Consider the following 20,630-nt stretch of genomic DNA (forward strand, 5'->3'; position numbering starts at 1 on the left):
CTCACACGAAAGTGCGCCCCGCGCGACTTCCCCCTCGCGAGTGGAGAGGCTATCGCCATGGCCATGCTGTGCCGTCTGCGTCACCTCACTCTGTGCTCGCTCGCGCTCGTGCCCCTCGCGGGTTCGGCCCTTGCCGGCGACATGTCCGCCTGGTCGGCCCCCGAGGGCACTGCGGCGCGCCTCGTCGCGGGCGGTAGCCAGGACGGCGCCTTGATGGGCGGCGTCGAAATCCGCCTGCCCCCCGGCCTCAAGACCTATTGGCGCTATCCCGGCGACAGTGGGGTGCCGCCGCATTTTGATTGGAGCGGTTCGCGCAATGTCGAGGCTGTCGAGGTGCTTTGGCCGGCACCGTCGCGGTTCGATGATGGCGGCTCGTTCTCCATCGGCTACAAGCACGATGTGCTCCTGCCGCTGCGCATCACGCCGAAGGACCGCACGCAGCCCGTCGAACTGAAGCTGAACCTCGATTTCGCCGTCTGCGGCAAAATCTGCCAGCCGGCCAATGCCGCGCTCGATCTGGCCCTGTCGGCTGGCGACACCAGCGCACCCTCCGCTGCCCTGGCACAGGCGCTGGCGAGCGTTCCGCGCCCCGCCGCCCTGGGCGCAGAAGGCCTCGGCGCCACGGGCGAGCCGGGCATCGCCACGGCCGAGCTGCATCACGCCTCTGACGGCGCCGTCCTCCGAATCGTGACCCATGTCGACCACGCCGCCACGGCTGATCTGTTCGTCGAGGGGCCGGACGAGGGCTGGGCGCTGCCGCTGCCGGCGCGCGAAACCGGTGCCGACGGGCAAACCGTTTTCGTGCTGCCGGTCGATGGGGTTCCCAAGGGCGCGGATGTCACCACCGCCCGTCTGCGCTTCACCCTCGTCGATGGCGACCGCGCCGTCGAGGTGGACGCCCCCCTTTCCGCCCGCTGAACCCGCTTCCCGCCCCGCGGGAAATCGGTATGGTACCGTCCGATCGGACCCGCCTGTCGCGGCGGGCGCCGGTCTGCACGGTACCTCGGCGGGTTCCGGTCCCACATTTTCCGCCGTAAGAGAAGGAAACACCCATGACGATCAAGGTTGGCGACCAGCTCCCCAGCGTCACTTTCCGCGTGGCCACGGAGGACGGCCCGGTGCCGAAATCCACCGATGAGCTCTTCAAGAACAAGAAGGTCGTGCTGTTCGCCGTTCCCGGCGCCTTCACGCCCACCTGCCACAAGAACCACCTGCCGAGCTTCATCGCCCGCGCCGAGGAAATCCTCGCCAAGGGCGTGAGCACCATTGCGGTGACGGCGGTGAACGATCCCTTCGTCATGGCAGCCTGGGAAAAGGCGTCCAATGCCAATGGCAAGATCGTCTTCCTGTCGGACGGCAATGCCGAGTTCGCCAAGGCGGTCGGCCTCGATTTCGATGCCTCCGGCGCCGGCCTCGGCGTGCGCTCCAAGCGCTATTCGATGCTGGTCGACGATGGCGAGGTGCTGATCCTCAATGTCGAGGACGTGCCGAGCAAGGCAGACAAGACCAACGCCGACGTGCTGCTCACGCAGTTCTGATCGATCGACGCTGGTCCCGGCCGATGGCGTAGCCCTCGCGCCGGGATCGCGGGTCGGAGCGCCCCGCAAAAGCCGCCCCCTCCGGGTCGGCAGCGCGCGCCCCGTCCCGGCACTTCCCGCCGCTCAGGCGATGATGTCGGGGCAGATCTGATCCTCGATATAGCCGATGCGGTCGCGCAGCTGCAGCTTGCGCTTCTTGAAACGGGCAAGCTGAAGCTGGTCGCTGCCCGGCATATCCTGCAGTGCCTGGATCGCGACATCCAGATCACGGTGCTCCTGCCGCAAGCGCTCGAGGTGAGCCAGGAGCTCGCGTTCCTCATCCGCCGTCATCTGTGTCAAACGCCCGACCCGAAAACCGACTCATCCCCGGAACGGCCGGGGTCCGAAAAGAGTATCGCCGCCCTGCGCGCCGGCCGCAACAGCGGGGCAGCCCGCCCCTCCCGTTACCACGCTGCAGTGCAGCACATCCTTTCATCGACAGCCCGTGCCTCTCGTGACAGACTGATGACGTTCGCTTCGGAAGACAGGAGATACTGTCCATGACCATGCAGTCGCATGTTGCCGAGTTGGAACGTCGCCATCAGGCACTCGAGAAGCAGTTGCGGGAAGAGATTACCCGCCCCGCGACGGACGACACCCGCATTGCCGACCTCAAACGGCGCAAGCTGATCCTCAAGGACGAAATCGCCCGCTGCAAGGGCGCGACGCTGCACTAGAGCCAGTGCCGATCAGGCTGAGACATGCGGATCGGACGAGCCTTTGTCTCACCGAGTTTGAGGGCTGTTCGTCGAGCCGATCGATGCCATCGGATCGGCGTGTTATGGCTGTGCCGGCCTGAATTCACGACCTTCCATTGATTGGATGCAAGACCCGGCCGCCGGCATTTTGCCGGCGGTTCGCTTTTGTGCGTCCAGACGTCTTGTTCGGGACAAACCAGACGAAGGGCGTAAGCATTTCAGCGTCTTGCCAGACCGTCGCGAAAGGCGAAATCTCGGGCCAATAAAAACGCTACCCGACAAGAACGTTCCTCAGGGAGACGCCCGCGATGCCCGGTCCCGCCAGCCGCTACCCCGACATGCACGCACGTTCCATTCACGACCCCGAAGGCTTCTGGCGCGAAGCCGCCGGCGCCATCGACTGGACGTCGGAAGGCGAGCGCACCTTTGATGCCTCGCAGGGCATTTATGGCCGCTGGTTTCCCGGCTGGACCACCAATGTCTGCCACAATGCGGTGGATCGGCATGTTGCCGCCGGGCGCGGCGCGCAGCCGGCGATTTTCTATGACAGCCCGGTCGCCGGGGCCAAGCGCAGCATTACCTATGCCGAGCTGAAAGACGAGGTGAGCGTGCTCGCTGGCGTGCTGCGTGCGCTCGGCGTCGGCAAGGGCGACCGCGTCGTCATCTACATGCCGATGATCCCCGAAGCCATGTTCGCCATGCTGGCCTGCGCCCGCATCGGTGCGGTGCATTCGGTGGTGTTCGGCGGTTTCGCCGCTGCCGAGCTTGCCAGCCGCATCGAGGACGCCCAGCCCAAGGTCGTGCTCTCCGCCTCCTGCGGCATCGAGCCCTCGCGTGTCGTCCACTATAAGCCGCTGCTCGACCTCGCCTTAACCATGGCGAAGCACAAGCCCGATGCCTGCCTGATCTTCCAGCGCCCGCAGGTGGAGGCGAACCTCGCACCCGGCCGCGATCATGACTGGGCCACACGGCGCGAAGCCGCCCTCGCCGCCGGCCAGCGGGCGGCGTGCGTGCCGGTGGAAGCCACCGATCCGCTCTACGTCCTCTACACCTCGGGCACGACCGGAAAGCCCAAGGGCGTGGTGCGCGACAGCGGCGGCTACATGGTGGCACTGCGCTGGTCGATGGAGGGCCTGTATGATGTGCGCCCGGGTGAGGTCTACTGGTCGGCCTCCGATATCGGCTGGGTGGTCGGCCATTCCTACATCGTCTACGCCCCACTGCTCGCCGGCTGCACCACCGTCCTTTACGAGGGCAAGCCCGTGGGCACGCCGGATGCCGGCGCCTTCTGGCGGGTGATCGAAGAATACCGGGTGGCGGTGCTGTTCACCGCCCCCACCGCCCTGCGCGCCATCAAGAAGGAAGACCCGGAAGGGCGGCTGATGGGCGATTATGACCGCTCCAGCCTGCGCACCCTTTTCCTCGCCGGCGAGCGGGCAGACCCCGACACGGTGGAATGGGCCAAGGCCCGGCTCGGTGTGCCGGTGGTCGATCACTGGTGGCAGACAGAAACCGGATGGGCCATCGCCGGCAACCCGGTCGGCCTCGGCGCCCTGCCGATCCGCGTCGGCTCAACGGGCGTGCCGATGCCGGGCTACCAGGTCGACATTCTCGACGAGGGCGGCCACCCCGTGGGCCCCGACCGCATGGGCTCCATCGCCATCAAGCTGCCGCTGCCGCCCGGCTGCCTGCCGACGCTGTGGCGGCAGGACGAGCGCTTTCGCGAGAGCTACCTCGTCGATTACCCCGGCTACTACAAGACGGCGGATGCCGGCTTCACCGATGCCAATGGCCAGCTCTTCATCATGGGCCGCACCGACGACATCATCAATGTCGCCGGCCACCGCCTCTCCACCGGCGGCATGGAGGAAGTGCTCGCCGCCCATGCCGATGTCGCGGAATGCGCTGTTATCGGCATTCACGACGAGCTGAAGGGCGAGGTGCCATGTGGCTTCGTGGTGCTGAAGGCGGGGGTGGCCCGCTCGCCGGCCGATATCGAGGCGGAGATCGTGGCGCTGGTGCGCGAGCGGATCGGCCCGGTGGCAGCCTTCCGCCTCGCCATCACCGTCAACCGCCTGCCCAAGACGCGCTCCGGCAAGATTCTGCGCGGCACGATGAAGAAGATCGCCGATGCCGAGCCGTGGAACATGCCCGCGACCATCGATGACCCGGCCGCCCTCGACGAGATCGCCTTGGCACTAGGCGCCCGCGGCCTCGCCAAGGTGACGGCCGCGTAGGCGCCCACTTACGAAAAAGCCCGGGAGCCTGCGCCCCGGGCTTTGATCCTTCAGGCCGCGCGCCGCAGGGCGGGGCTCATTCCTCGTCGTCGGCCTCGCTCTTGCGCGAGCCGCCGAGCTTGGCGAACACGGTCTCCAGGTCGATCGGCTCCTCGCGCGGCTTGCGGCTCGGCACGAAGGGCTCCGGCCCGTCGCCGATCGAAACATCGACCGGCAGCAGCGTCGCCTCGTGCTCGCCGGACGGCGCCGCCGTGGCGGGACGATCCTTGGAGGAGCGCTGCACCTCGATATCGAGGTCGATCTGCGAGCACAGGCCGAGCGTCACCGGGTCCATCGGCGTCAGATGCGCCGCGTTCCAGTGGGTGCGCTCCTTGATCGACTCGATGGTGGTCTTGGTGGTGCCGACCAGCCGCATGATCTGGCTGTCCTTCAGCTCCGGATGGTTGCGCAGCAGCCAGAGAATCGCGTTCGGGCGATCCTGGCGCTTGGAAACCGGGGTGTAGCGCGGGCCACGGCGGCGCTTGGGCTCCGGCAGGCGCACCTTCGATTCCAGCAGCTTCAGGCGATAATTGGGATTCTTCTCGGCGCGCTCGATTTCCTCGCGGGCCAGCTGGCTGGTGGTCATCGGGTCGCTGCCCTTGATGCCCTGCGCGACCTCGCCATCGGCGATGCCCTTCACCTCAAGCACGTGGAGCTTACAAAAGTCCGCGATCTGGTCGAAGGTCAGCGCGGTATTCTCGACCAGCCACACGGCGGTGGCCTTCGGCATGAGGGGGGCGTTCGCCATGGGACGCAGCTCCATCCAGTGAGGCGCCGGGCTGGCGATGAAACCGAGCCGGCGTGCAGATTTGAGTTCTTTCGGCCGCGCAAACTTCTCCCCGCGCCCCACCACCCTGCGGGGCGGAGCCTCGGACCGTCTCGCGATGACCGGGATGTTGCGAATATAGGCTTCCGCGCGCCTTCCTGCAAATCCAAAGACGCGGCGCTTGGGGTGGCGGTTATGTTCCTGCGCTGCTAGCGTCCGCGGCCCCCCAACCAGCAAGGATGACGCGATGAAGCCTGTTCGACTTCTGACCGCCGCCACCCTCCTCCTCACCGCCGTCACCGGCGCCTTCGCGCAGGAAGCCACGCGCGAAATGCCCGGCACCGAGGATGTCGCGGGCATTACCGGCGGCAGCTACACTGTCGACCCGGACCACACCCAGATCGTCTGGACCGTCGATCACATGGGGATTACCCCGCTCGCCGGCATGTTCGGCGCCTCCGCCGGGACGCTGGTGCTCGACCCCACCAAGCCGGACGAGGCGAAGCTGGAAGTCACCATCCCCATGTCCGGCCTGCGCGTCACCTCGGAAGGCTTTGCCGCCCATCTGGCGAGCCCGGAAATCCTCGACACGGCGAAATTCCCCACCGCCAGCTTCAAATCCACCCGGGTGACGGTTGAAGGCACCGACGCCACCATTGAGGGCGAACTGACGCTGCATGGGGTGACAAAGCCGGTCACGTTGGATGTCAGCTTCTTCGGCGCCGGCATCAACCCGATGACCAAGGCCGAGAATATCGGCTTCACCGCCACCACCGAAATCCGCCGCAGCGATTTCGGCCTGGGCTTCGGCGCGCCGGTCATTTCCGACGAGGTGGCCCTCGACATCGTCGGCGCCTTCATCAAGCAGCCCTGATCCGGCCACGCTTGACAGCGCGGGCCCCGGCACCCATGACGGTGGCGAGGCCCCCGCTGGACCCTGCGATGACCCCCGAAACATCTGCCCGGAAGCCCGAGCTTCGCGTCCTTCTCTGCGCCCCGCGCGGCTTCTGCGCCGGCGTGGTGCGCGCCATCGACGCGGTGGAGCGGGCGCTGGAGATGTATGGCCCGCCGGTCTATGTGCGCCATGAGATCGTGCACAATAAATACGTCGTGGAAGGGCTGAAGGCGAAGGGCGCCGTGTTCGTCGAGGAACTCCACGAAATCCCCGCCGGCACCACCTCCCCCGTCATCTTCTCCGCCCACGGCGTCGCCCGCGCGGTGCCGGAGGACGCGGCCCGCCGCAATTTCTTCGCCATCGACGCCACCTGCCCGCTGGTGACAAAGGTTCACCGAGAGGCCACCGTGCACCACAAGCGGGGGCGCGAGGTCGTGCTGATCGGCCATGCCGGCCACCCGGAAGTCATCGGCACGATGGGCCAGCTGCCCGAGGGCGCCGTCTCGCTGGTCGAGACCGCCGAGCAGGCGCGGCTCTTCCAGCCCCGCGACCCTGGCAATCTCGCCTTCACCACGCAGACCACCCTCTCGATCGACGACACCGCCGAAATCGTCGCCATCCTGAGGGAGCGCTTCCCCTCCATGGTGGCGCCGCACAAGGAAGACATCTGCTACGCCACCACCAACCGGCAGGAAGCGGTCAAGCGCGTCGCCCCTGAAGTAGACGCGATGATTGTGGTCGGCGCGCCGAACTCGTCCAACTCCCAGCGCTTGCGCGAGGCGGCCGAGCGCGAGGGCTGCCGCCACGCCGTGCTGGTGCAGCGGGCGAGCGAGATCGATTGGAACGCCTTCGGCGCGATTGCCTCGCTGGGTGTCAGCGCCGGTGCCTCGGCCCCGGAAATCCTCGTCGAGGAAATCCTCGACGCCTTCGCCGCACGCTACACGCTGAAGGTGGAGACGGTGCATACCGCCCATGAGGATGTGTTTTTCCCGCTGCCCCGGCAGCTCCGCTCCGACGCTGCCGAATAGGCTCGACCCCACCCCATGGCCGTTTACACCGATGTCTCCCCGGAAGAGCTCGAAGCCTTCCTCGCCACCTATGATCTCGGCCGGCTGCGTGCCTTCAAGGGCATCGCCGAGGGCGTCGAGAACTCCAACTACCTGCTGCAGACCGAGGCCGGCAGCTTCATCCTGACGCTCTATGAGAAGCGGGTGAACCCGGCCGACCTGCCCTTCTTCGTCGGGCTGATGGAGCATCTGGCGACGCGCGGCATCGATTGCCCGCAGCCGGTGCGCAACCGCGAGGGCGTGGCGCTCGGCACGCTGGCCGGGCGGCCGGCTTTGATCGCCACCTTCCTTGTCGGCACCTCGGTGCGCCGCCCGACCGCCGCCAATTGCGCCGCGCTCGGCGCCGCACTGGCGGGGCTGCACAAGGCCGGGGCCGACTTCACCGCTTTCCATCGCGCCAATGCGCTCTCGGTCGCCGGCTGGCGTCCGCTCTACGAGCAGGCGGGCGAGCGGGTCGACACGGTGGCGCCTGGCCTCTCCGCCCTCATCGCCGATGAACTCGCCGTGCTGGAGGCGCGTTGGCCGACGGACCTGCCGGGCGGCGTCATCCATGCCGACCTGTTCCCGGACAATGTGTTCTTCACCGACGGGCGGCTGTCGGGGCTGATCGATTTCTATTTCGGCTGCAACGACCTGTTGGCCTATGACGTCGCCATCTGCCTCAACGCTTGGTGCTTCGAGCCGGATGGCGCCTTCAACCAGACCAAGGCTCGCGCTTTGCTCGCCGCCTATCAGGGCGAGCGGCCGCTCGGGGCCGAGGAGATCGCCGCGCTGCCGCTGCTCGCGCGCGGGGCGGCGCTGCGCTTCCTGCTCACCCGGCTGGTCGACTGGCTCAACGTCCCACCCGGCGCGCTCGTGCGCCCGCACGACCCGCTGGAATATCTGCGCAAGCTGCGCTTCCATCGCTCGGTGACGAGCCCGCGCGACTACGGAATCATCGAAGGCCCCCACACGTGAAGACAGCCCCCGGAACCGCCCGCGTCTTCGCCGACGACGCCAAGACAGAGACGCCCGGCGACGCGCCAAAAGGCATCGTCGCGATCTGGACCGATGGTGCCTGCTCGGGCAATCCCGGCCCCGGCGGCTGGGGCGCGATCCTGAACTATGCCGGCTCGCAGAAGGAACTCTCCGGCGGCGAATCCCCCACCACGAATAACCGCATGGAGTTGATGGCGGCGATCTCCGCGCTGGAGGCGCTGAAGCGCCCCTGCACGGTCGATCTGCACACCGACAGCGAATATATGCGCAACGGCATCACCAAATGGATCGCCGGCTGGAAGCGCAATGGCTGGCGCACCGCCGACAAGAAGCCGGTGAAGAATGTCGACTTGTGGGAGCGGCTGGAAGCCGCCATCGCCCGCCACGAAATTCGCTGGCACTGGGTCAAGGGCCACGCCGGCGACGAGATGAATGAGCGCGCCGATGAGCTCGCCCGGGCCGGCATGGCGCCCTACAAGGCCGCGCGGGGCGCCTACTGAGTCGGGACACGACATCATGACCACTCGTCTTGGCGGGCCCACTGGCGCGGTGACGGGCGCCCCTGCCGCGCTGTTGCGCGCGGAAGGCCTCGCCGTCTTCGCCGCAGCGCTGGTGGCCTATGCCGCGCTCGGCGCTAGCTGGTGGCTGTTCGCGGCACTGATTCTGGCGCCGGACCTCTCGATGCTGGCTTATCTCGCCGGGCCGCGCCCCGGCGCCTTGTTCTATAACGCAGCCCACACTTATGTCGCCCCGGCCCTGCTCGGCGGCCTCGCCTATGGGTTCAGTGCGCCTCTGGCCGGGGCGATCGCCCTTATCTGGATCGCGCATATCGGGCTCGACCGCGTGCTTGGCTATGGCCTCAAATATGCAGCGGGTTTTGCCGACACGCATCTTGGCCGTATCGGCCGAAACTGAGGAAGGCCGCGCGGGAAGCGGGCGCGCGGATTGACAAGGCCCCCTCCGCTCCGCTATCAGCCGGGCCTCAATTTCTGCTGGCGGATCGAGGCGCGGCCATGGGGCGCCGTCTCATACGCAGGCGCCGTCGATCCGAAGGTTAGTGTCATGAAGATCCGTAACTCGCTCAAGTCGCTGCTCGGCCGTCACCGCGACAACCGTCTGGTGCGCCGCAAGGGCCGCGTTTACATCATCAACAAGACTCAGAAGCGCTTCAAGGCCCGCCAGGGCTGATCGAAGTTCGCTGAGCCTTACGGCCGTTCAGCCGCGTTCACGATTTCGCGGACATCGGCCGGTGAATATTGCTCAAGGGCGCCGTGACTCCTAACATGGAGAAATGCGCGCCCTTTTTGCTGCCTTGATCCTTACCGCCGCGCCACTCGGCGCCATGGCCCAGACCACCTCCCCTCCCGGTGCTGCGGAGCGGGTGGAGGCTGCTCCGCCTGCCGAGGCGGCCAAGTCTTCCGAGGCGGCAAATCCCTCCGCAGTGGCAAAGCCGGCGGAACCTGACCGCGGCAAGCGCCTCGATGCGCTGTTTGCTGCACTCAAGGCGGCACCGGACAAGGAATCGGCCAAGGAAATCGCCGCACGCATCGACGTCGCTCTCACCCCCTCGGGCAGCGACACGGCGGACCTGTTGATGGCGCGCGCCTCCCAGGCGACTCAGGCGAAGAAGTTCGATCTTGCGGTGGAACTGCTGGACGGCCTGCTGGCGATCGAGCCCGACTATCTGGAAGCGTGGAACAAGCGCGCCACCGTCTTCTTCCTGCGGCAGGATTTCTCCAATGCGCTGATCGACCTGCGCCAGGTCGTCACCCGCGAGCCGCGCCATTACGGCGCCTGGGCGGGCATCGCCATCATCTGCAAGGAAATCGGCGACGAGAAGCGCTCGCTTGAAGCAGCGCGCCATGCCCTCGCGCTCTATCCCCATCTCGACGAGATCGAGGATCTGGAGGAGGAACTTTCGATCAAGGTCGAGGGCCGGCCGATCTGAGATCGGCCGTTCGCAAGGTCGAGGGCCGACCGATCTGAGATCGGCCGTTCGCAAGGTCGAGGGCCGACCGATCTAAGGGATGACGAGGGCGTCGCCGCTCAGGCCCGCTCGTAATCCACGAAGCTGAAGGCGAACTCGTCCTTCTCGCCCTTTATCGGCCCTTCGCGGCCGACCTCCCGCCACGCCTCGCGGGCGAAGGCTGGGAAATGCACGTCGCCCTCCGGCCGCCCATGCACCTCGGTCAGGCGCAGCCGCGTGGCATGCGGAAAGGCCTGCGCGTAGATCTGCGCGCCGCCCACCACCGCCATCTCGTCGACGCCGAGCTTTTCAGCCTCCTGCGCCCCGCGCTCCAGCGCCGCGCCGAGCGAGGACACCACCAGCACGCCCTCCGGCGGCCGGAAGCCGGTGTCGCGGGTGATGACGAGGCTGGTGCGCCCCGGCAGCGGCCGGCCGATCGATTCGAAAGTGCGCCGCCCCATCAGGATCGGCTTGCCCCAGGTGATCGCCCGAAAGCGCTTAAGATCGCCGGAGATGTGCCAGGGCAGCGCGTCGCCGCGCCCGATAATGCCGTTCTCCGCAACGGCGGCGACGAGGGTAAGCACGGTCATGCGGACCTCCCGCGCAGCAGCGCCAGCGCGGTGTCCGCCGCGGTGAGGCCGGTCTGGTGCGCACCATGGGCGGTGGAATAGGCGTGCGGCGAGGAGGCCTCGCCGGCGAACAGCACCCGGTCGCCCAGCGGCCGGGTAAGCGTCTGCGTCAGCCGCGCGCGCATATGGGCGAGGCCCGGCAGCGCGCAGCTATAGCCGCCGCCGATTAGCGGATCGGCCACCCAGCCGGTTGTGGCGACCCCGACGATATGTGTCTCGATCCCGGCGCCGAAGGCGTCCGTCAGCGCGGCAAGAGCAAAATCGCGCATCGCCGCCGGCCCGGCCTGCACCAGTGCTGCGGCGTTGGCGCCGCCGAGCTGGGCGATCGCCATGGGTTGGCCGAACGGGTTGAGGGTGAAATTCACCGGCTTGCGGGCGGGGTCGCGGAGGTCCAGCGTGTCGATATAGCTGGTGGGCTCGACGCCGAACACGTCGCGATCGAACAGGAAGGCGACCTTCTCCGCCGCCCCGAGCGGCAGCGCCTCGAACGCCTCGGCGAGATCAGGCGGCAGCAAGGGTGCAAAGGCAAGGCCTCCACGCGCGATCACCGAAGTCGGCACGGCGACAATGGCGAGCCGGGCGGTAAGCGTGCCGCGCGAGGTGGCGAGCGTCACCCCCTCTCCGGACCAGTCGACGGTGGAAACCGCGCAGCCGGTGACGATGTCGAGCTCCGGCGCCTCCCGCGCCGCGAGCGCCTGCACCAGCGCGCCATAGCCCTTCTCGACCGGGTAGTTCTCGCCCGTATCTGAATAGGCGGCATAGTCGAGGGTGGACAGACGCTCCGGCTCGGCGGCGGAGAGCAGGGTCAGCCAGTGCCGCGCCAGCCGCGCCCACGGCGGAGACAGGACGGCCTCGGTCAGCACTTCGCTCGCGGCGATGTCGCGCCCGTCCTCGCCAGCCTTGTGGATGGCGGCGTAACTGGCCTGAATGTCGTTCCAACTGGCCTCACACTCCACCTCATCGGCCCAGCGATCGCCGAGATGAGTGGTGCGGGCCTTGCGGTTGCCGCGGGCGAGATAGGCGAGGCCCAGTTCGTCCGCCGCCGCCCGCAACGGGTTCACCGAGGCGGAATGCAGCCAGTGGCAGCCCCGGTCCCAGGCGATTCCGAAGGTCGCTGTGTCGGTGAAGGCCCGCCCGCCGGTCCGGGCCGCCGCTTCCACCACGCGCACATCGATTCCGGCCTGTTTCAACCGCGCCCCTGCCGCAAGGCCTGCGGCGCCAGCGCCGACGACGATCACATCATGCTGTGCGGCCACGTTCACGTCCGGCTTTGGCAGGAGCTATCTGGCGAAACCGGGCACCCACGGCTCAGCGCCTGCGCGCGGTTATTTCTTGCGAAACGCATCGAGCCGTACGACCTGGGCGCCGCCCGAGCCGCCATCGGTCGGCTCGTCGCCATCCACCGACTTCTCAGCGCTCTTGGCATCCGATGCCTTGCTGTCGGCAACCTTGCTGTCGGGAGCCGTCTTGCCGGGGGCCTCGTCGCCGGCGGACGGGCGCGAAGCGTCCTCGGAGCTCGCAGCATCGACGGCAGGCGCACGCGCGGCGCCGGGCTGCTTCGGCGCAGCCTTGGCATCCGGTACAGCGACCGGCGCGGCAGGCTTCGGCGCGGCGGGCTTCGACCCGATGGACCGGGAAGCCACAGCCTCCGTCGGCGCCGGCTTAGGCGGCACTTCGGCCAGGCGCGTGGGCGCGCGGGTGGAGGGAACCGAGGTCGGCCGGCTCTCGCCGATCGGCGTCGGCACGGCGGTGGGCGCCTCCGAGCCATCGTCTTCGGCGTCAGCGTCGTCTTCGTCTTCCACTGATTCGAACTGCAGCCCGAATTTGACAGAAGGGTCGAAGAAGCCCTTCAGCGCCGCATAGGGAACGTGCAGGCGCTCGGGAATGCCGTTGAAGGAAAGGCCAACCTCGAAGAACTGGTCGGTGACGATGAGGTCCCAGAACTGGTGCTGGAGCACGATGGTCATTTCTTCGGGGTAACGCTCCTTCAGGCGCGGCGAAATCCGCACGCCGGGCGCGCAGGTATCGAAGGCCAGGTAGAGATGGTGTTCCCCGGGGAGGCCGTCACGGGCCACATCGGTAAGGACGCGGCCAACGACGCCGCGCAACGCATCCTGCACCAGCAGGTCATATCGGATCAGATCGACGCTCATGCCGGCAATGAACCCGATTTCCGCCCCGACGGCCAGTAGGTAGTGAGAATGAAGTGCAGGCTTCTGTTGCCAGGTGCCTGCGAACCCCGCCTCACGGTGCTACCCGCTTGGACTTATTTTCCGTAGATCAAACCGCTCACGCGGCCTGAGCAACCGGAGCATAGTTGTCGTTGGCAACTATATGTTTGGTCCGATGACGGCGGTACCATGCCGGGCGAAAGAAGACCCTTTACGCTCTCGTCGATCCTGTTTCGCCCCCGCCGCAGCCCACCCTTCGATGGGTTCCGGTGGAGGCGCCGGGTACTGCCCCCGGGTCCGAAGAGTTTATTCCGATGTCCGTTTATCGCCATATCCGGCTTGCGCCGGCAAATCGAATATAGGGGTTTGCCCGTCCGGTTGGAAGGGGGCACGCGCAACTCCCCCTTCCTATCCCCTTGAAGCCTATGCCTCGGTCTGGTCGCCATATTGCAAATGCTCGATCGGCCGGTTGCCGCCATTGGTGCCGAGCAGCTTTTCCTCCTGCGCGGCAATCTCCGCGCGCAATGTTTCCATGAAGATCTGGCGCATCATCTCGTAATCGAGCCGCACGTCGGAATGGGCGCTTCGCAGGGCCTGGCCCTCGCGCAGTACAAGCGCCGGCGCCGTATGAGCGTGCTCCACCGTGAAGTCGAGCGGGTGCGTCGCATCCTTTTCCAGCAGGTTCAGGTGCATGCGCAGGCGGTGTAGATCGGTGTTAAGCGCGTCGGTGCTTTTGGTCACGGCTTTCTCCCTCAGACTTTGGTCGCGTCGGGACAAGTCGAGCCTGCCGGGAATGTTCCCCGTTAGCGCCCCGGCCGGCGCATGGGCTTGCTGGAGACGCTGGGCCGAAAGGTTGCCAGGCGGGTGTGCCGGCGGCGGCGTATGCTATATGTCGTGGGCATAAACGCCTTGGGAACCACAGGCATGCGGAACTATCACGAGCTTCTGGAGCGGGTGCTACGCGAGGGCACACGCAAGGACGACCGGACCGGCACCGGCACGCTGTCGGTGTTCGGCCACCAGATGCGCTTCGACCTTGGCGAGGGCTTTCCGCTGGTCACCACGAAGAAGCTGCACCTGCGCTCCATCATCCACGAATTGCTGTGGTTCCTCGCGGGCGATACCAACATCGCCTATCTCAAAGAAAACGGCGTTTCGATCTGGGACGAATGGGCCGACGCCAATGGCGACCTCGGGCCCGTCTATGGCCATCAGTGGCGCTCTTGGCCGGATGGGCAGGGCGGGGTGATCGACCAGATCGCGCAGGTTGTCGCCGACATCCGCCGCAATCCCGATTCGCGCCGCCTGATCGTCTCGGCCTGGAACCCGGCCGACGTGCCTGACATGGCACTGCCGCCCTGCCACTGCCTGTTCCAGTTCTATGTGCAGGACGGGCGGCTCTCCTGTCAGCTCTACCAGCGCTCGGCCGACATCTTCCTCGGCGTGCCGTTCAACATCGCCTCCTACGCCCTCCTCACCCACATGGTGGCGCAGGTGACGGGGCTGAAAGCGGGTGACTTCGTTCACACGTTCGGCGACGCTCACATCTATCTCAACCACATCGACCAGGTGCACGAGCAGCTCTCCCGCGCCCCCCGCGCCCTGCCGCGGCTGCAGTTGAATCCTGACGTGCACGACCTCTTCGCCTTCCGCTTCGAGGACATCGCCGTCGAAGGCTATGACCCCCACCCGGCCATCAAGGCGAAGGTTGCGGTGTGATGGCCCTCACCCTGCGCCCCGCCGAGCGGGATGACACCGCGCTGATCCTCGCCTTCGTGCGCGAGCTCGCCGAGTACGAGAAGCTGCTGCATGAGGTGGAGGCGACCGCCGAGGATTTCGCCCGCGACCTCTTCGGGCCGAGCCCGCGCGTGTTCTGCGACATTGCCGAGTGGGAGGGCGCGCCGGCCGGTTTCGCGCTCTGGTACTACACCTTCTCCACCTTTCGCGGCCGGCAGGGCATCTTCCTGGAAGACATTTTCGTGCGCCCGGAATTTCGCGGGCGCGGCATCGCGAAGGCGCTGATGCAGCTTCTGGCACGGCGCTGCGTGGAGGAGAAGCTTGGTCGCTTCGAGTGGAACGTTCTGGATTGGAACGCGCCGGCGATCCGCTTCTACCGCTCGGTCGGTGCCGTGCCGCTCGACGCCTGGACCATGCAGCGCGTGAGCGGCGAAGCTCTCGAGAGGCTTGCCGCGGACTGACAAGCCTGCACCGACGCCGTGCTCAACAGCGTCCCCAGGAAAGGCACTCAAGAAAATGCCGCCGGCGAGACGCCGGCGGCTGATGCGTTGGAGGAGCGAGCGGTGGCTGCCGTTGCCGCCGTTCAGAGCGGCTCGGCGTCCGGACCGGCCTCCGGCCCATCCGGGCCATCGTCCATCGGGCCGGGCGGCATGCGGTGGTGCATCGGGCCGTCGTGACCGTGCTTGCCGGGGCCGGCGCGATGCGGGCCGTGGCCCTTGCCGTCGCGGCCGTCGGCCATGCGCGGATGCTCTATCTGCTTGAACAGGATGGCAAAGCGGCGCTGCTGCGATCCGTCGAGGCTGTCATAAAGCGGGGCGGCCGCGTCGGCGACCTTCTTCATCATCTGGCCGCGCTCCACCATGCCATCGGCCTGCGCGCGCAGGCGTTCGATCACGTCAGGGCGCTCGCCCTTGGGCATGTCCGCGCGTTCGGCGCGACGCTCCGCGCGATTTTCCATCCGCCCCTTGGCGGACTCCTGCAGCGCGGTCTCCACCGCCGGCCACAGCTTCTCCTGCTCGGCGGTCAGCCGCAGCCCAGCCTTCAGGGCGGCGATGCGGGCGTCGCTCATGGCGCTGGCGAATTCGGCCATCTGCTCGACGCTCGGGCGCGGGTGGTCGGGGCTACCCGGCTTCGGCGCCGCGACGCCGAAAGTCACACCGGCGAGAAGGGCAGCGGCAGTTGCAGCAATGATCGTACGTTTCATCGGCCTCATCTCCTGTGAAGGTGAGGCCGATGCTGGGTTATGGCGCCGAAAGATTCAAATGAAACTTCGGTAATGAACCTCGATTACCTTCAGAAACGAAGATGAATGAGCGTTCAGATTCATGAATATATATTAACCGGGAGATATCATCTTCTCCGGCCGCACAACAGCGTCGAACTCCTCATCGGTAACATAGCCCCCACCGACCGCTTCCTGGCGCAGCGTGGTGCCGTTCTTATGCGCAGTCTTGGCGATCTTGGCGGCATTGTCGTAGCCGATCTTTGGCGCCAGCGCCGTCACCAGCATAAGCGAGCGCTCCAGCGCCGCCTTGATATTGTCTTCGCGCGGCACGATGCCGACGACGCAATTGTCGGTGAAGCTGACCGCCGCATCAGCGAGCAGGCGCACCGACTGCAGGAAATTATAGGCCATAACGGGGTTGTAGACGTTCAGCTCGAAATGGCCCTGGCTGCCGGCGAAGCCGAGGGCGGCATTGTTGCCGAACACCTGCACGCACACCTGGGTGAGCGCCTCGCACTGCGTCGGGTTCACCTTGCCCGGCATGATCGAGGAGCCCGGCTCGTTTTCCGGCAGCGACAGTTCCCCAAGGCCCGATCGGGGGCCGGAGCCAAGAAAGCGAATGTCATTGGCGATCTTGAACAGCGACATCGCCACCGTGTTGATTGCGCCATGCGAAAACACCATCGCGTCATGAGCGGCAAGCGCCTCGAACTTGTTCGGCGCCGAGGTGAACGGAAGGCCGGTGATGACGGCGATGCGCTCGGCCACCTTTTCGGCGAAGCCGATAGGTGCATTGAGCCCGGTGCCGACCGCCGTGCCGCCCTGCGCCAGTTCCATCAGCCGCGGCAGGGTCTGCTCAACCCGCTCGATGCCGGTTGCAACCTGATGGGTATAGCCGGAGAACTCCTGTCCAAGCGTCAGCGGCGTGGCGTCCTGGGTATGGGTGCGGCCGATCTTGATAATGTGCTGCCACTGGGCAGACTTCTCGCCCAGCGCATCCCGCAGCTTGGCGAGCGCCGGAAGCAGCCGGTGGGCGATCTCCTCGGCGGCGGCGACATGCATCGCCGTCGGATAGGTGTCGTTGGACGACTGGCTCATATTGACGTGGTCGTTCGGGTGCACCGGCTTCTTGGAGCCGAGCGTGCCGCCGAGCATCTCGATCGCCCGGTTCGAGATCACCTCATTGGCGTTCATGTTCGACTGTGTGCCCGAGCCGGTCTGCCAGACCGCCAGCGGGAAATGCGCGTCGAGCTTGCCGTCGATCACCTCCTGCGCCGCCGTGATGATGGCGTCGGCGAGTGCGGTGTCGAGATGGCCGAGATCGCGATTGGTCTCTGCCGCTGCCCGCTTGACGATCCCGAGCGCCCGCACCACTGGCAGGGGCTGCTTTTCCCAGCCGATCTTGAAATTGCCGAGCGAGCGTTGCGCCTGCGCGCCCCAGTATTTGTCGCTCTCCACCTCGATGGGCCCGAACGTGTCGGTTTCGATGCGGGTAGTGCTCATCGGTCAAAGCCTTTCGGAGGTCGGGTGCGTCAAGATGGCCCAATCAGAGGGGCCTCGATCCTCGCGGCGGTTTAGCACGCGACGCCGAGGGACGAAATGCGACGAAGAACCGGCGCCAGCCTCCCGCAACGTTCCGGCGATATCGATCACAAATGCGTGACGACTACCCCCTTCAAGGCCAGCGACACGCACATTTATAGCGTATCCAAATACCCCACCCCTTCGGAAAGCACCCAGCAGCCGGCTACCCACAACGCTTTAACCAAGCGCCACCGGCGACGGCCGCCGCGTACCACATGCCTGCAAATTCTTGGAAAGAGCCATTTTCGCCGATATTATGAGAGAAGTAATAAAGGCCGACGCGCAGATTCTGCGTCCCCGATCCTTGGAGGCAGGCGCCCGTGGGCGACATCGTAAATCTCAACCGCCATCGCAAGCGGATCGCCCGCGAGCAGGCGGAACAAACCGCCGCCGCCCGGCGTTTGGAGTTTGGCCGTTCAAAGTATCAGCGCGAGTTGGCGGCGGCCGAGGAACGAAAGCAGGAAAAAATGCTTGAAGGGCATAGGCGCATACGAGAGGACGAGACATGAAGAGCCCCGTGGTTAAGCGGTCAATCGTGATTGCCGGGCACAAGACCAGCGTAAGTCTGGAAGATCAGTTCTGGGACGCCCTCAAGGAGATTGCCGCCAATCGGCGCAGCACCTTGTCGGAAATCGTCGCCTCGATCGATTCCGGACGCAATCAGGGCAACCTGTCGTCGGCGATCCGGCTCTATGTCCTGGCGCATTATCGCAGCCCAGCTCCCAGCCGCGAGGCAGTGGAACACGCCGAGCGTAATGGATCCCTGCGCTCTACCGTTGCGTAAACCCGGAACAGATCCCATATCGGGAGGTGGCGGCGCGTTGTAACCTGATGCCTCGTCACCTATAACCGCCTCGTCACGTCGTTCGGACGGCGAGGCGCGGGTTTTCTTGCACGGTGGCGTCTGCCGGTTCTGCGCTTGCGAGCCCGGACAAGCCGGGCGCGCAAACGGAGTGGGCGCGGAATGTCATGGAAGAACCAGAGCGGCGGGCCGTGGGGCGGTGGTCCGCGCGGCCCCTGGGGCACTGGTCCGCAATCGTCGGGACCGAATTCTCCTGACCTTGAAGATCTGATCCGTCGTGGTCAGGAGAAGCTGCGGACGGCGATACCGGGCGGCTTCGGCACCGGCAAGGGCATCGTGGTGGTGGTGGCTCTGGCCATCGTCGTCTGGCTGCTCTCCGGCTTCTATCGGGTCGAGCCCGACGAGCAGGGCGTGGTGCTGCGCTTCGGGAAATTCGTCGGGACCACGAATCCCGGCCTGAACTACCATCTCCCCTATCCCATCGAGACCGTGCTGACCCCGCAGGTCACGCGCGTCAACCGCATCGATATCGGCATCCGCACCGGCGACGATCCGCGCCGCGGCACCGCCATGCGTGATGTGGCGGAAGAGAGCCTGATGCTGACCGGCGACGAGAACATCGTCGACGTGGATTTCGCCGTCTTCTGGATGGTGAAGCCCGCAGCAGCCGGTTCGACAGAGGATGTCGGCGCCGCCAACTTCCTGTTCAACGTCCAGAACCCGGAAGGCACCATCAAGGCCGTGGCCGAAAGCGCCATGCGCGAGGTGGTCGGCCGCACGAACATTCAGCCGATCCTCACCGGCGCCCGCCAGAACATTGAAACGGCGGTGCAGGAGCTCATGCAGCGCACGCTCGACGGCTACAAGGCCGGCGTTCTCGTCACCCAGGTCCAGTTGCAGAAGGTGGATCCGCCCTCGCAGGTGATCGATTCCTTCCGCGACGTCCAGGCGGCGCGTGCGGACGCCGAGCGTCTGCAGAACGAGGCCCAGGCCTACGCCAACCGCGTGGTGCCCGAAGCCCGAGGTGACGCCGCGCGCATCACCCAGGGTGCCGAGGGCTACAAGGAACGGGCGATCATCGAGGCGAGAGGCCAGGCGGCGCGCTTCCTCAGCGTTCTGGGAGAGTACCAGAAGGCGCCGGAAGTCACGCGCCAGCGCCTCTATCTCGAAACAATGGAACGCGTGTTCGGCGGAATGGACAAGGTGATCATCGATCCTGCGGCAGGCGGCTCCTCCGGCGTCGTCCCCTATCTGCCCCTTGCTCCGCTCACGGGCAGCACCACCGCTCCGGCGGCCGCTCAGGGAGCCGCGAAATGAGGAACAGCCTCGGTCTCGTTCTGGCGATCCTTGTCGCCGTTGTCCTCATCGGCCTGTTCTCGGCCCTTTTCAGCGTCTACCAGACCCAGCAGGCGCTGGTGCTGCGCCTCGGCGAGCCCATCCGGGTCATCGAGGAACCGGGCCTGCACGCCAAGATCCCGCTGATCGACAGCGTGATCTTCGTCGACAAGCGCATTCTGGACCTCGAAAATCCCTCGCAGGAGGTGATCGCCGCCGACCAGAAGCGTCTCGTCGTTGACGCCTTCGCGCGCTACCGCATCGTCAATCCGCTGCGGTTCTACCAGTCGGTCGGCACCATTGACGCGGCCAACTCGCGCCTCGCCACCATCCTGAACTCGTCGCTGCGCCGCGTGCTCGGCGAATCGACCTTCATCGAAGTGGTGCGTGACCAGCGCGAGGCGCTGATGGCGCGCATTCGCGACCAGGTGAATCGTGAAGCGGCCGGCTTCGGCATCGATGTCATCGATGTCCGCATCCGTCGCGCAGACCTGCCCGAAGCCAACAGCCAGGCGGTGTTCCAGCGCATGCAGACCGAGCGTCAGCGGGAAGCCTCCGAGATCCGTGCACAGGGCGCCGAAGCGGCCCAGACCATCCGCTCCCGCTCCGACCGCGACTCGACGATCATTGTCGCCGAAGCCAATGCCACCGCCGACCAGCTGCGCGGCGAAGGCGAGGCCCAGCGCAATGAGATCTTCGCGCAGGCCTATAATCAGGACCGCGGCTTCTTCGACTTCTATCGGTCGATGCAGGCCTATGAGGCGTCGCTGAAGGGCTCGGACACACGCATGTTGCTGGCGCCGGATTCGGAGTTCTTCCGCTTCTTCGGCAATCCGGCGGCTCGCCCGGCCACGCCCGCCGGCGCGGCCGCTGCGCCGGCGACCTCGTCCGCGCCGCTCGCGCCCGCTAACTAAAGCGGCGCGA

25 protein-coding genes and 1 other RNA gene are annotated in these 20,630 nt (G+C 66.4%); 17 read left to right on the top strand and 9 right to left on the bottom strand.

The features are described 5' to 3' along the window. Nucleotides 1-57: 57 nt before the first annotated feature. Both A3M1_RS0104290 and A3M1_RS0104295 read left to right on the top strand, forming a co-directional pair. Nucleotides 58-918, top strand: a complete 861-nt coding sequence (locus A3M1_RS0104290; protein ID WP_018387727.1) for a protein-disulfide reductase DsbD domain-containing protein — start codon at nucleotides 58-60, stop codon at nucleotides 916-918. 134 nt (nucleotides 919-1,052) lie between these two features. Then, nucleotides 1,053-1,538 carry a peroxiredoxin gene (locus A3M1_RS0104295; RefSeq protein ID WP_018387728.1) on the top strand — a complete coding sequence of 162 codons (486 nt, stop codon included), beginning with the start codon at nucleotides 1,053-1,055 and terminating at the stop codon, nucleotides 1,536-1,538. Between the two features lie 123 nt (nucleotides 1,539-1,661). Here A3M1_RS0104295 and A3M1_RS0104300 read toward each other — a convergent pair whose 3' ends face one another. Beyond that, entirely contained in the window at nucleotides 1,662-1,868 is a 207-nt protein-coding gene (locus A3M1_RS0104300; RefSeq protein WP_018387729.1) for a YdcH family protein, read from the bottom strand. A gap of 209 nt (nucleotides 1,869-2,077) precedes the next feature. Between A3M1_RS0104300 and A3M1_RS25750 the strand changes: the two genes are divergently transcribed. Together A3M1_RS25750 and A3M1_RS0104310 are read left to right on the top strand one after the other, a co-directional pair. Beyond that, the gene (locus A3M1_RS25750; RefSeq protein ID WP_018387730.1) at nucleotides 2,078-2,254 is read left to right on the top strand and encodes a YdcH family protein; all 177 of its coding nucleotides are present in this window, start codon (nucleotides 2,078-2,080) and stop codon (nucleotides 2,252-2,254) included. Nucleotides 2,255-2,583: 329 nt separating this feature from the next. Then, entirely contained in the window at nucleotides 2,584-4,512 is a 1,929-nt protein-coding gene (locus A3M1_RS0104310) for a propionyl-CoA synthetase (protein WP_018387731.1), read from the top strand. Between the two features lie 76 nt (nucleotides 4,513-4,588). On the opposite strand, the gene A3M1_RS0104315 is transcribed toward A3M1_RS0104310, so the two are convergent. Further along, nucleotides 4,589-5,299 carry a DUF1013 domain-containing protein gene (locus A3M1_RS0104315; protein ID WP_018387732.1) on the bottom strand — a complete coding sequence of 237 codons (711 nt, stop codon included), beginning with the start codon at nucleotides 5,297-5,299 and terminating at the stop codon, nucleotides 4,589-4,591. Between the two features lie 265 nt (nucleotides 5,300-5,564). Here A3M1_RS0104315 and A3M1_RS0104320 point away from each other — a divergent pair, with 265 nt between their 5' ends. The 7 genes from A3M1_RS0104320 to A3M1_RS0104350 all read left to right on the top strand — a co-directional run bounded on the left by A3M1_RS0104320 (nucleotide 5,565) and on the right by A3M1_RS0104350 (nucleotide 10,205). Then, the gene (locus tag A3M1_RS0104320; RefSeq protein ID WP_018387733.1) at nucleotides 5,565-6,191 is read left to right on the top strand and encodes a YceI family protein; all 627 of its coding nucleotides are present in this window, start codon (nucleotides 5,565-5,567) and stop codon (nucleotides 6,189-6,191) included. 68 nt (nucleotides 6,192-6,259) lie between these two features. Continuing rightward, a complete protein-coding gene (ispH, locus tag A3M1_RS0104325; protein WP_018387734.1) occupies nucleotides 6,260-7,240 on the top strand; it encodes a 4-hydroxy-3-methylbut-2-enyl diphosphate reductase in 981 nt (326 codons plus the stop codon). 15 nt (nucleotides 7,241-7,255) lie between these two features. After that, complete coding sequence (locus tag A3M1_RS0104330) at nucleotides 7,256-8,236, top strand: homoserine kinase (RefSeq protein WP_018387735.1); 981 nt, start codon at nucleotides 7,256-7,258, stop codon at nucleotides 8,234-8,236. Then, nucleotides 8,233-8,757: a ribonuclease HI gene (gene rnhA / locus A3M1_RS0104335; RefSeq protein WP_018387736.1), complete on the top strand. Its 525-nt coding sequence runs from the start codon at nucleotides 8,233-8,235 to the stop codon at nucleotides 8,755-8,757. Before A3M1_RS0104330 ends, rnhA begins: the two co-directional genes overlap by 4 nt. A gap of 16 nt (nucleotides 8,758-8,773) precedes the next feature. Then, entirely contained in the window at nucleotides 8,774-9,172 is a 399-nt protein-coding gene (locus A3M1_RS0104340) for a DUF4260 domain-containing protein (RefSeq protein ID WP_018964201.1), read from the top strand. A gap of 147 nt (nucleotides 9,173-9,319) precedes the next feature. Beyond that, nucleotides 9,320-9,445: a type B 50S ribosomal protein L36 gene (gene ykgO / locus A3M1_RS0104345; protein WP_013167868.1), complete on the top strand. Its 126-nt coding sequence runs from the start codon at nucleotides 9,320-9,322 to the stop codon at nucleotides 9,443-9,445. Between the two features lie 103 nt (nucleotides 9,446-9,548). Continuing rightward, nucleotides 9,549-10,205, top strand: coding sequence for a hypothetical protein (locus A3M1_RS0104350; protein WP_018387738.1), 657 nt, complete (start codon nucleotides 9,549-9,551; stop codon nucleotides 10,203-10,205). Between the two features lie 98 nt (nucleotides 10,206-10,303). Here A3M1_RS0104350 and A3M1_RS0104355 read toward each other — a convergent pair whose 3' ends face one another. From A3M1_RS0104355 to A3M1_RS0104370, 5 genes are all read right to left on the bottom strand, one after another. Continuing rightward, a complete protein-coding gene (locus A3M1_RS0104355; protein ID WP_018387739.1) occupies nucleotides 10,304-10,813 on the bottom strand; it encodes a dihydrofolate reductase in 510 nt (169 codons plus the stop codon). Then, complete coding sequence (locus tag A3M1_RS0104360; RefSeq protein WP_018387740.1) at nucleotides 10,810-12,114, bottom strand: NAD(P)/FAD-dependent oxidoreductase; 1,305 nt, start codon at nucleotides 12,112-12,114, stop codon at nucleotides 10,810-10,812. The genes A3M1_RS0104355 and A3M1_RS0104360 overlap by 4 nt, the downstream gene beginning before the upstream one ends. 63 nt (nucleotides 12,115-12,177) lie before the next feature. After that, complete coding sequence (locus tag A3M1_RS0104365) at nucleotides 12,178-13,005, bottom strand: SspB family protein (RefSeq protein WP_018387741.1); 828 nt, start codon at nucleotides 13,003-13,005, stop codon at nucleotides 12,178-12,180. Nucleotides 13,006-13,057: 52 nt separating this feature from the next. Continuing rightward, nucleotides 13,058-13,411: a transfer-messenger RNA gene (gene ssrA, locus A3M1_RS25755) on the bottom strand. Nucleotides 13,412-13,446: 35 nt separating this feature from the next. Beyond that, a complete protein-coding gene (locus A3M1_RS0104370) occupies nucleotides 13,447-13,764 on the bottom strand; it encodes a hypothetical protein (protein ID WP_018387742.1) in 318 nt (105 codons plus the stop codon). 183 nt (nucleotides 13,765-13,947) lie between these two features. On the opposite strand from A3M1_RS0104370, the gene A3M1_RS0104375 reads away from it, so the two are divergent. Continuing rightward, complete coding sequence (locus tag A3M1_RS0104375; protein ID WP_018387743.1) at nucleotides 13,948-14,742, top strand: thymidylate synthase; 795 nt, start codon at nucleotides 13,948-13,950, stop codon at nucleotides 14,740-14,742. Continuing rightward, entirely contained in the window at nucleotides 14,742-15,221 is a 480-nt protein-coding gene (locus tag A3M1_RS0104380) for a GNAT family N-acetyltransferase (RefSeq protein WP_018387744.1), read from the top strand. Before A3M1_RS0104375 ends, A3M1_RS0104380 begins: the two co-directional genes overlap by 1 nt. A 122-nt stretch (nucleotides 15,222-15,343) precedes the next feature. Here A3M1_RS0104380 and A3M1_RS0104385 read toward each other — a convergent pair whose 3' ends face one another. Then, a complete protein-coding gene (locus tag A3M1_RS0104385; RefSeq protein WP_245261565.1) occupies nucleotides 15,344-15,850 on the bottom strand; it encodes a Spy/CpxP family protein refolding chaperone in 507 nt (168 codons plus the stop codon). A gap of 246 nt (nucleotides 15,851-16,096) precedes the next feature. Further along, nucleotides 16,097-17,488 carry a class II fumarate hydratase gene (fumC, locus tag A3M1_RS0104390; protein WP_018387746.1) on the bottom strand — a complete coding sequence of 464 codons (1,392 nt, stop codon included), beginning with the start codon at nucleotides 17,486-17,488 and terminating at the stop codon, nucleotides 16,097-16,099. Nucleotides 17,489-17,889: 401 nt separating this feature from the next. Between fumC and A3M1_RS0104395 the strand changes: the two genes are divergently transcribed. From A3M1_RS0104395 to hflC, 4 genes are all read left to right on the top strand, one after another. After that, entirely contained in the window at nucleotides 17,890-18,078 is a 189-nt protein-coding gene (locus A3M1_RS0104395) for a DUF4169 family protein (protein ID WP_018387747.1), read from the top strand. Then, nucleotides 18,075-18,353 (top strand): ribbon-helix-helix domain-containing protein, encoded by a 279-nt coding sequence (locus A3M1_RS0104400; protein ID WP_018387748.1) that lies wholly within the window; start codon nucleotides 18,075-18,077, stop codon nucleotides 18,351-18,353. Before A3M1_RS0104395 ends, A3M1_RS0104400 begins: the two co-directional genes overlap by 4 nt. A gap of 180 nt (nucleotides 18,354-18,533) precedes the next feature. Continuing rightward, on the top strand, nucleotides 18,534-19,688 hold the full coding sequence (hflK, locus tag A3M1_RS0104405; protein ID WP_018387749.1) for an FtsH protease activity modulator HflK: 1,155 nt from the start codon (nucleotides 18,534-18,536) through the stop codon (nucleotides 19,686-19,688). Continuing rightward, nucleotides 19,685-20,620, top strand: coding sequence for a protease modulator HflC (hflC, locus tag A3M1_RS0104410; protein WP_018387750.1), 936 nt, complete (start codon nucleotides 19,685-19,687; stop codon nucleotides 20,618-20,620). Before hflK ends, hflC begins: the two co-directional genes overlap by 4 nt. Nucleotides 20,621-20,630 lie beyond the last annotated feature (10 nt).

This window comes from Ancylobacter sp. FA202 (assembly GCF_000380205.1).
In the GTDB taxonomy this organism is placed as follows: domain Bacteria; phylum Pseudomonadota; class Alphaproteobacteria; order Rhizobiales; family Xanthobacteraceae; genus Ancylobacter.

What these genes read in the sequence shown, in the direction of transcription:
- A3M1_RS0104310 (WP_018387731.1), top strand. Translation starts at nt 2,584, where the DNA reads ATGCCCGGTCCCGCCAGCCGCTACCCCGACATGCACGCACGTTCCATT.
- A3M1_RS0104385 (WP_245261565.1), bottom strand. Translation starts at nt 15,850, where the DNA reads ATGGCCGAATTCGCCAGCGCCATGAGCGACGCCCGCATCGCCGCCCTG.
- A3M1_RS0104290 (WP_018387727.1), top strand. Translation starts at nt 58, where the DNA reads ATGGCCATGCTGTGCCGTCTGCGTCACCTCACTCTGTGCTCGCTCGCG.
- A3M1_RS0104350 (WP_018387738.1), top strand. Translation starts at nt 9,549, where the DNA reads ATGCGCGCCCTTTTTGCTGCCTTGATCCTTACCGCCGCGCCACTCGGC.
- fumC (WP_018387746.1), bottom strand. Translation starts at nt 17,488, where the DNA reads ATGAGCACTACCCGCATCGAAACCGACACGTTCGGGCCCATCGAGGTG.
- A3M1_RS0104365 (WP_018387741.1), bottom strand. Translation starts at nt 13,005, where the DNA reads ATGAGCGTCGATCTGATCCGATATGACCTGCTGGTGCAGGATGCGTTG.
- A3M1_RS0104320 (WP_018387733.1), top strand. Translation starts at nt 5,565, where the DNA reads ATGAAGCCTGTTCGACTTCTGACCGCCGCCACCCTCCTCCTCACCGCC.
- A3M1_RS0104315 (WP_018387732.1), bottom strand. Translation starts at nt 5,299, where the DNA reads ATGGCGAACGCCCCCCTCATGCCGAAGGCCACCGCCGTGTGGCTGGTC.
- ispH (WP_018387734.1), top strand. Translation starts at nt 6,260, where the DNA reads ATGACCCCCGAAACATCTGCCCGGAAGCCCGAGCTTCGCGTCCTTCTC.
- A3M1_RS0104375 (WP_018387743.1), top strand. Translation starts at nt 13,948, where the DNA reads ATGCGGAACTATCACGAGCTTCTGGAGCGGGTGCTACGCGAGGGCACA.
- A3M1_RS0104355 (WP_018387739.1), bottom strand. Translation starts at nt 10,813, where the DNA reads ATGACCGTGCTTACCCTCGTCGCCGCCGTTGCGGAGAACGGCATTATC.
- A3M1_RS0104400 (WP_018387748.1), top strand. Translation starts at nt 18,075, where the DNA reads ATGAAGAGCCCCGTGGTTAAGCGGTCAATCGTGATTGCCGGGCACAAG.
- A3M1_RS0104340 (WP_018964201.1), top strand. Translation starts at nt 8,774, where the DNA reads ATGACCACTCGTCTTGGCGGGCCCACTGGCGCGGTGACGGGCGCCCCT.
- A3M1_RS0104380 (WP_018387744.1), top strand. Translation starts at nt 14,742, where the DNA reads ATGGCCCTCACCCTGCGCCCCGCCGAGCGGGATGACACCGCGCTGATC.
- A3M1_RS0104295 (WP_018387728.1), top strand. Translation starts at nt 1,053, where the DNA reads ATGACGATCAAGGTTGGCGACCAGCTCCCCAGCGTCACTTTCCGCGTG.
- hflK (WP_018387749.1), top strand. Translation starts at nt 18,534, where the DNA reads ATGTCATGGAAGAACCAGAGCGGCGGGCCGTGGGGCGGTGGTCCGCGC.
- ykgO (WP_013167868.1), top strand. Translation starts at nt 9,320, where the DNA reads ATGAAGATCCGTAACTCGCTCAAGTCGCTGCTCGGCCGTCACCGCGAC.
- A3M1_RS0104330 (WP_018387735.1), top strand. Translation starts at nt 7,256, where the DNA reads ATGGCCGTTTACACCGATGTCTCCCCGGAAGAGCTCGAAGCCTTCCTC.
- A3M1_RS25750 (WP_018387730.1), top strand. Translation starts at nt 2,078, where the DNA reads ATGACCATGCAGTCGCATGTTGCCGAGTTGGAACGTCGCCATCAGGCA.
- hflC (WP_018387750.1), top strand. Translation starts at nt 19,685, where the DNA reads ATGAGGAACAGCCTCGGTCTCGTTCTGGCGATCCTTGTCGCCGTTGTC.
- A3M1_RS0104300 (WP_018387729.1), bottom strand. Translation starts at nt 1,868, where the DNA reads ATGACGGCGGATGAGGAACGCGAGCTCCTGGCTCACCTCGAGCGCTTG.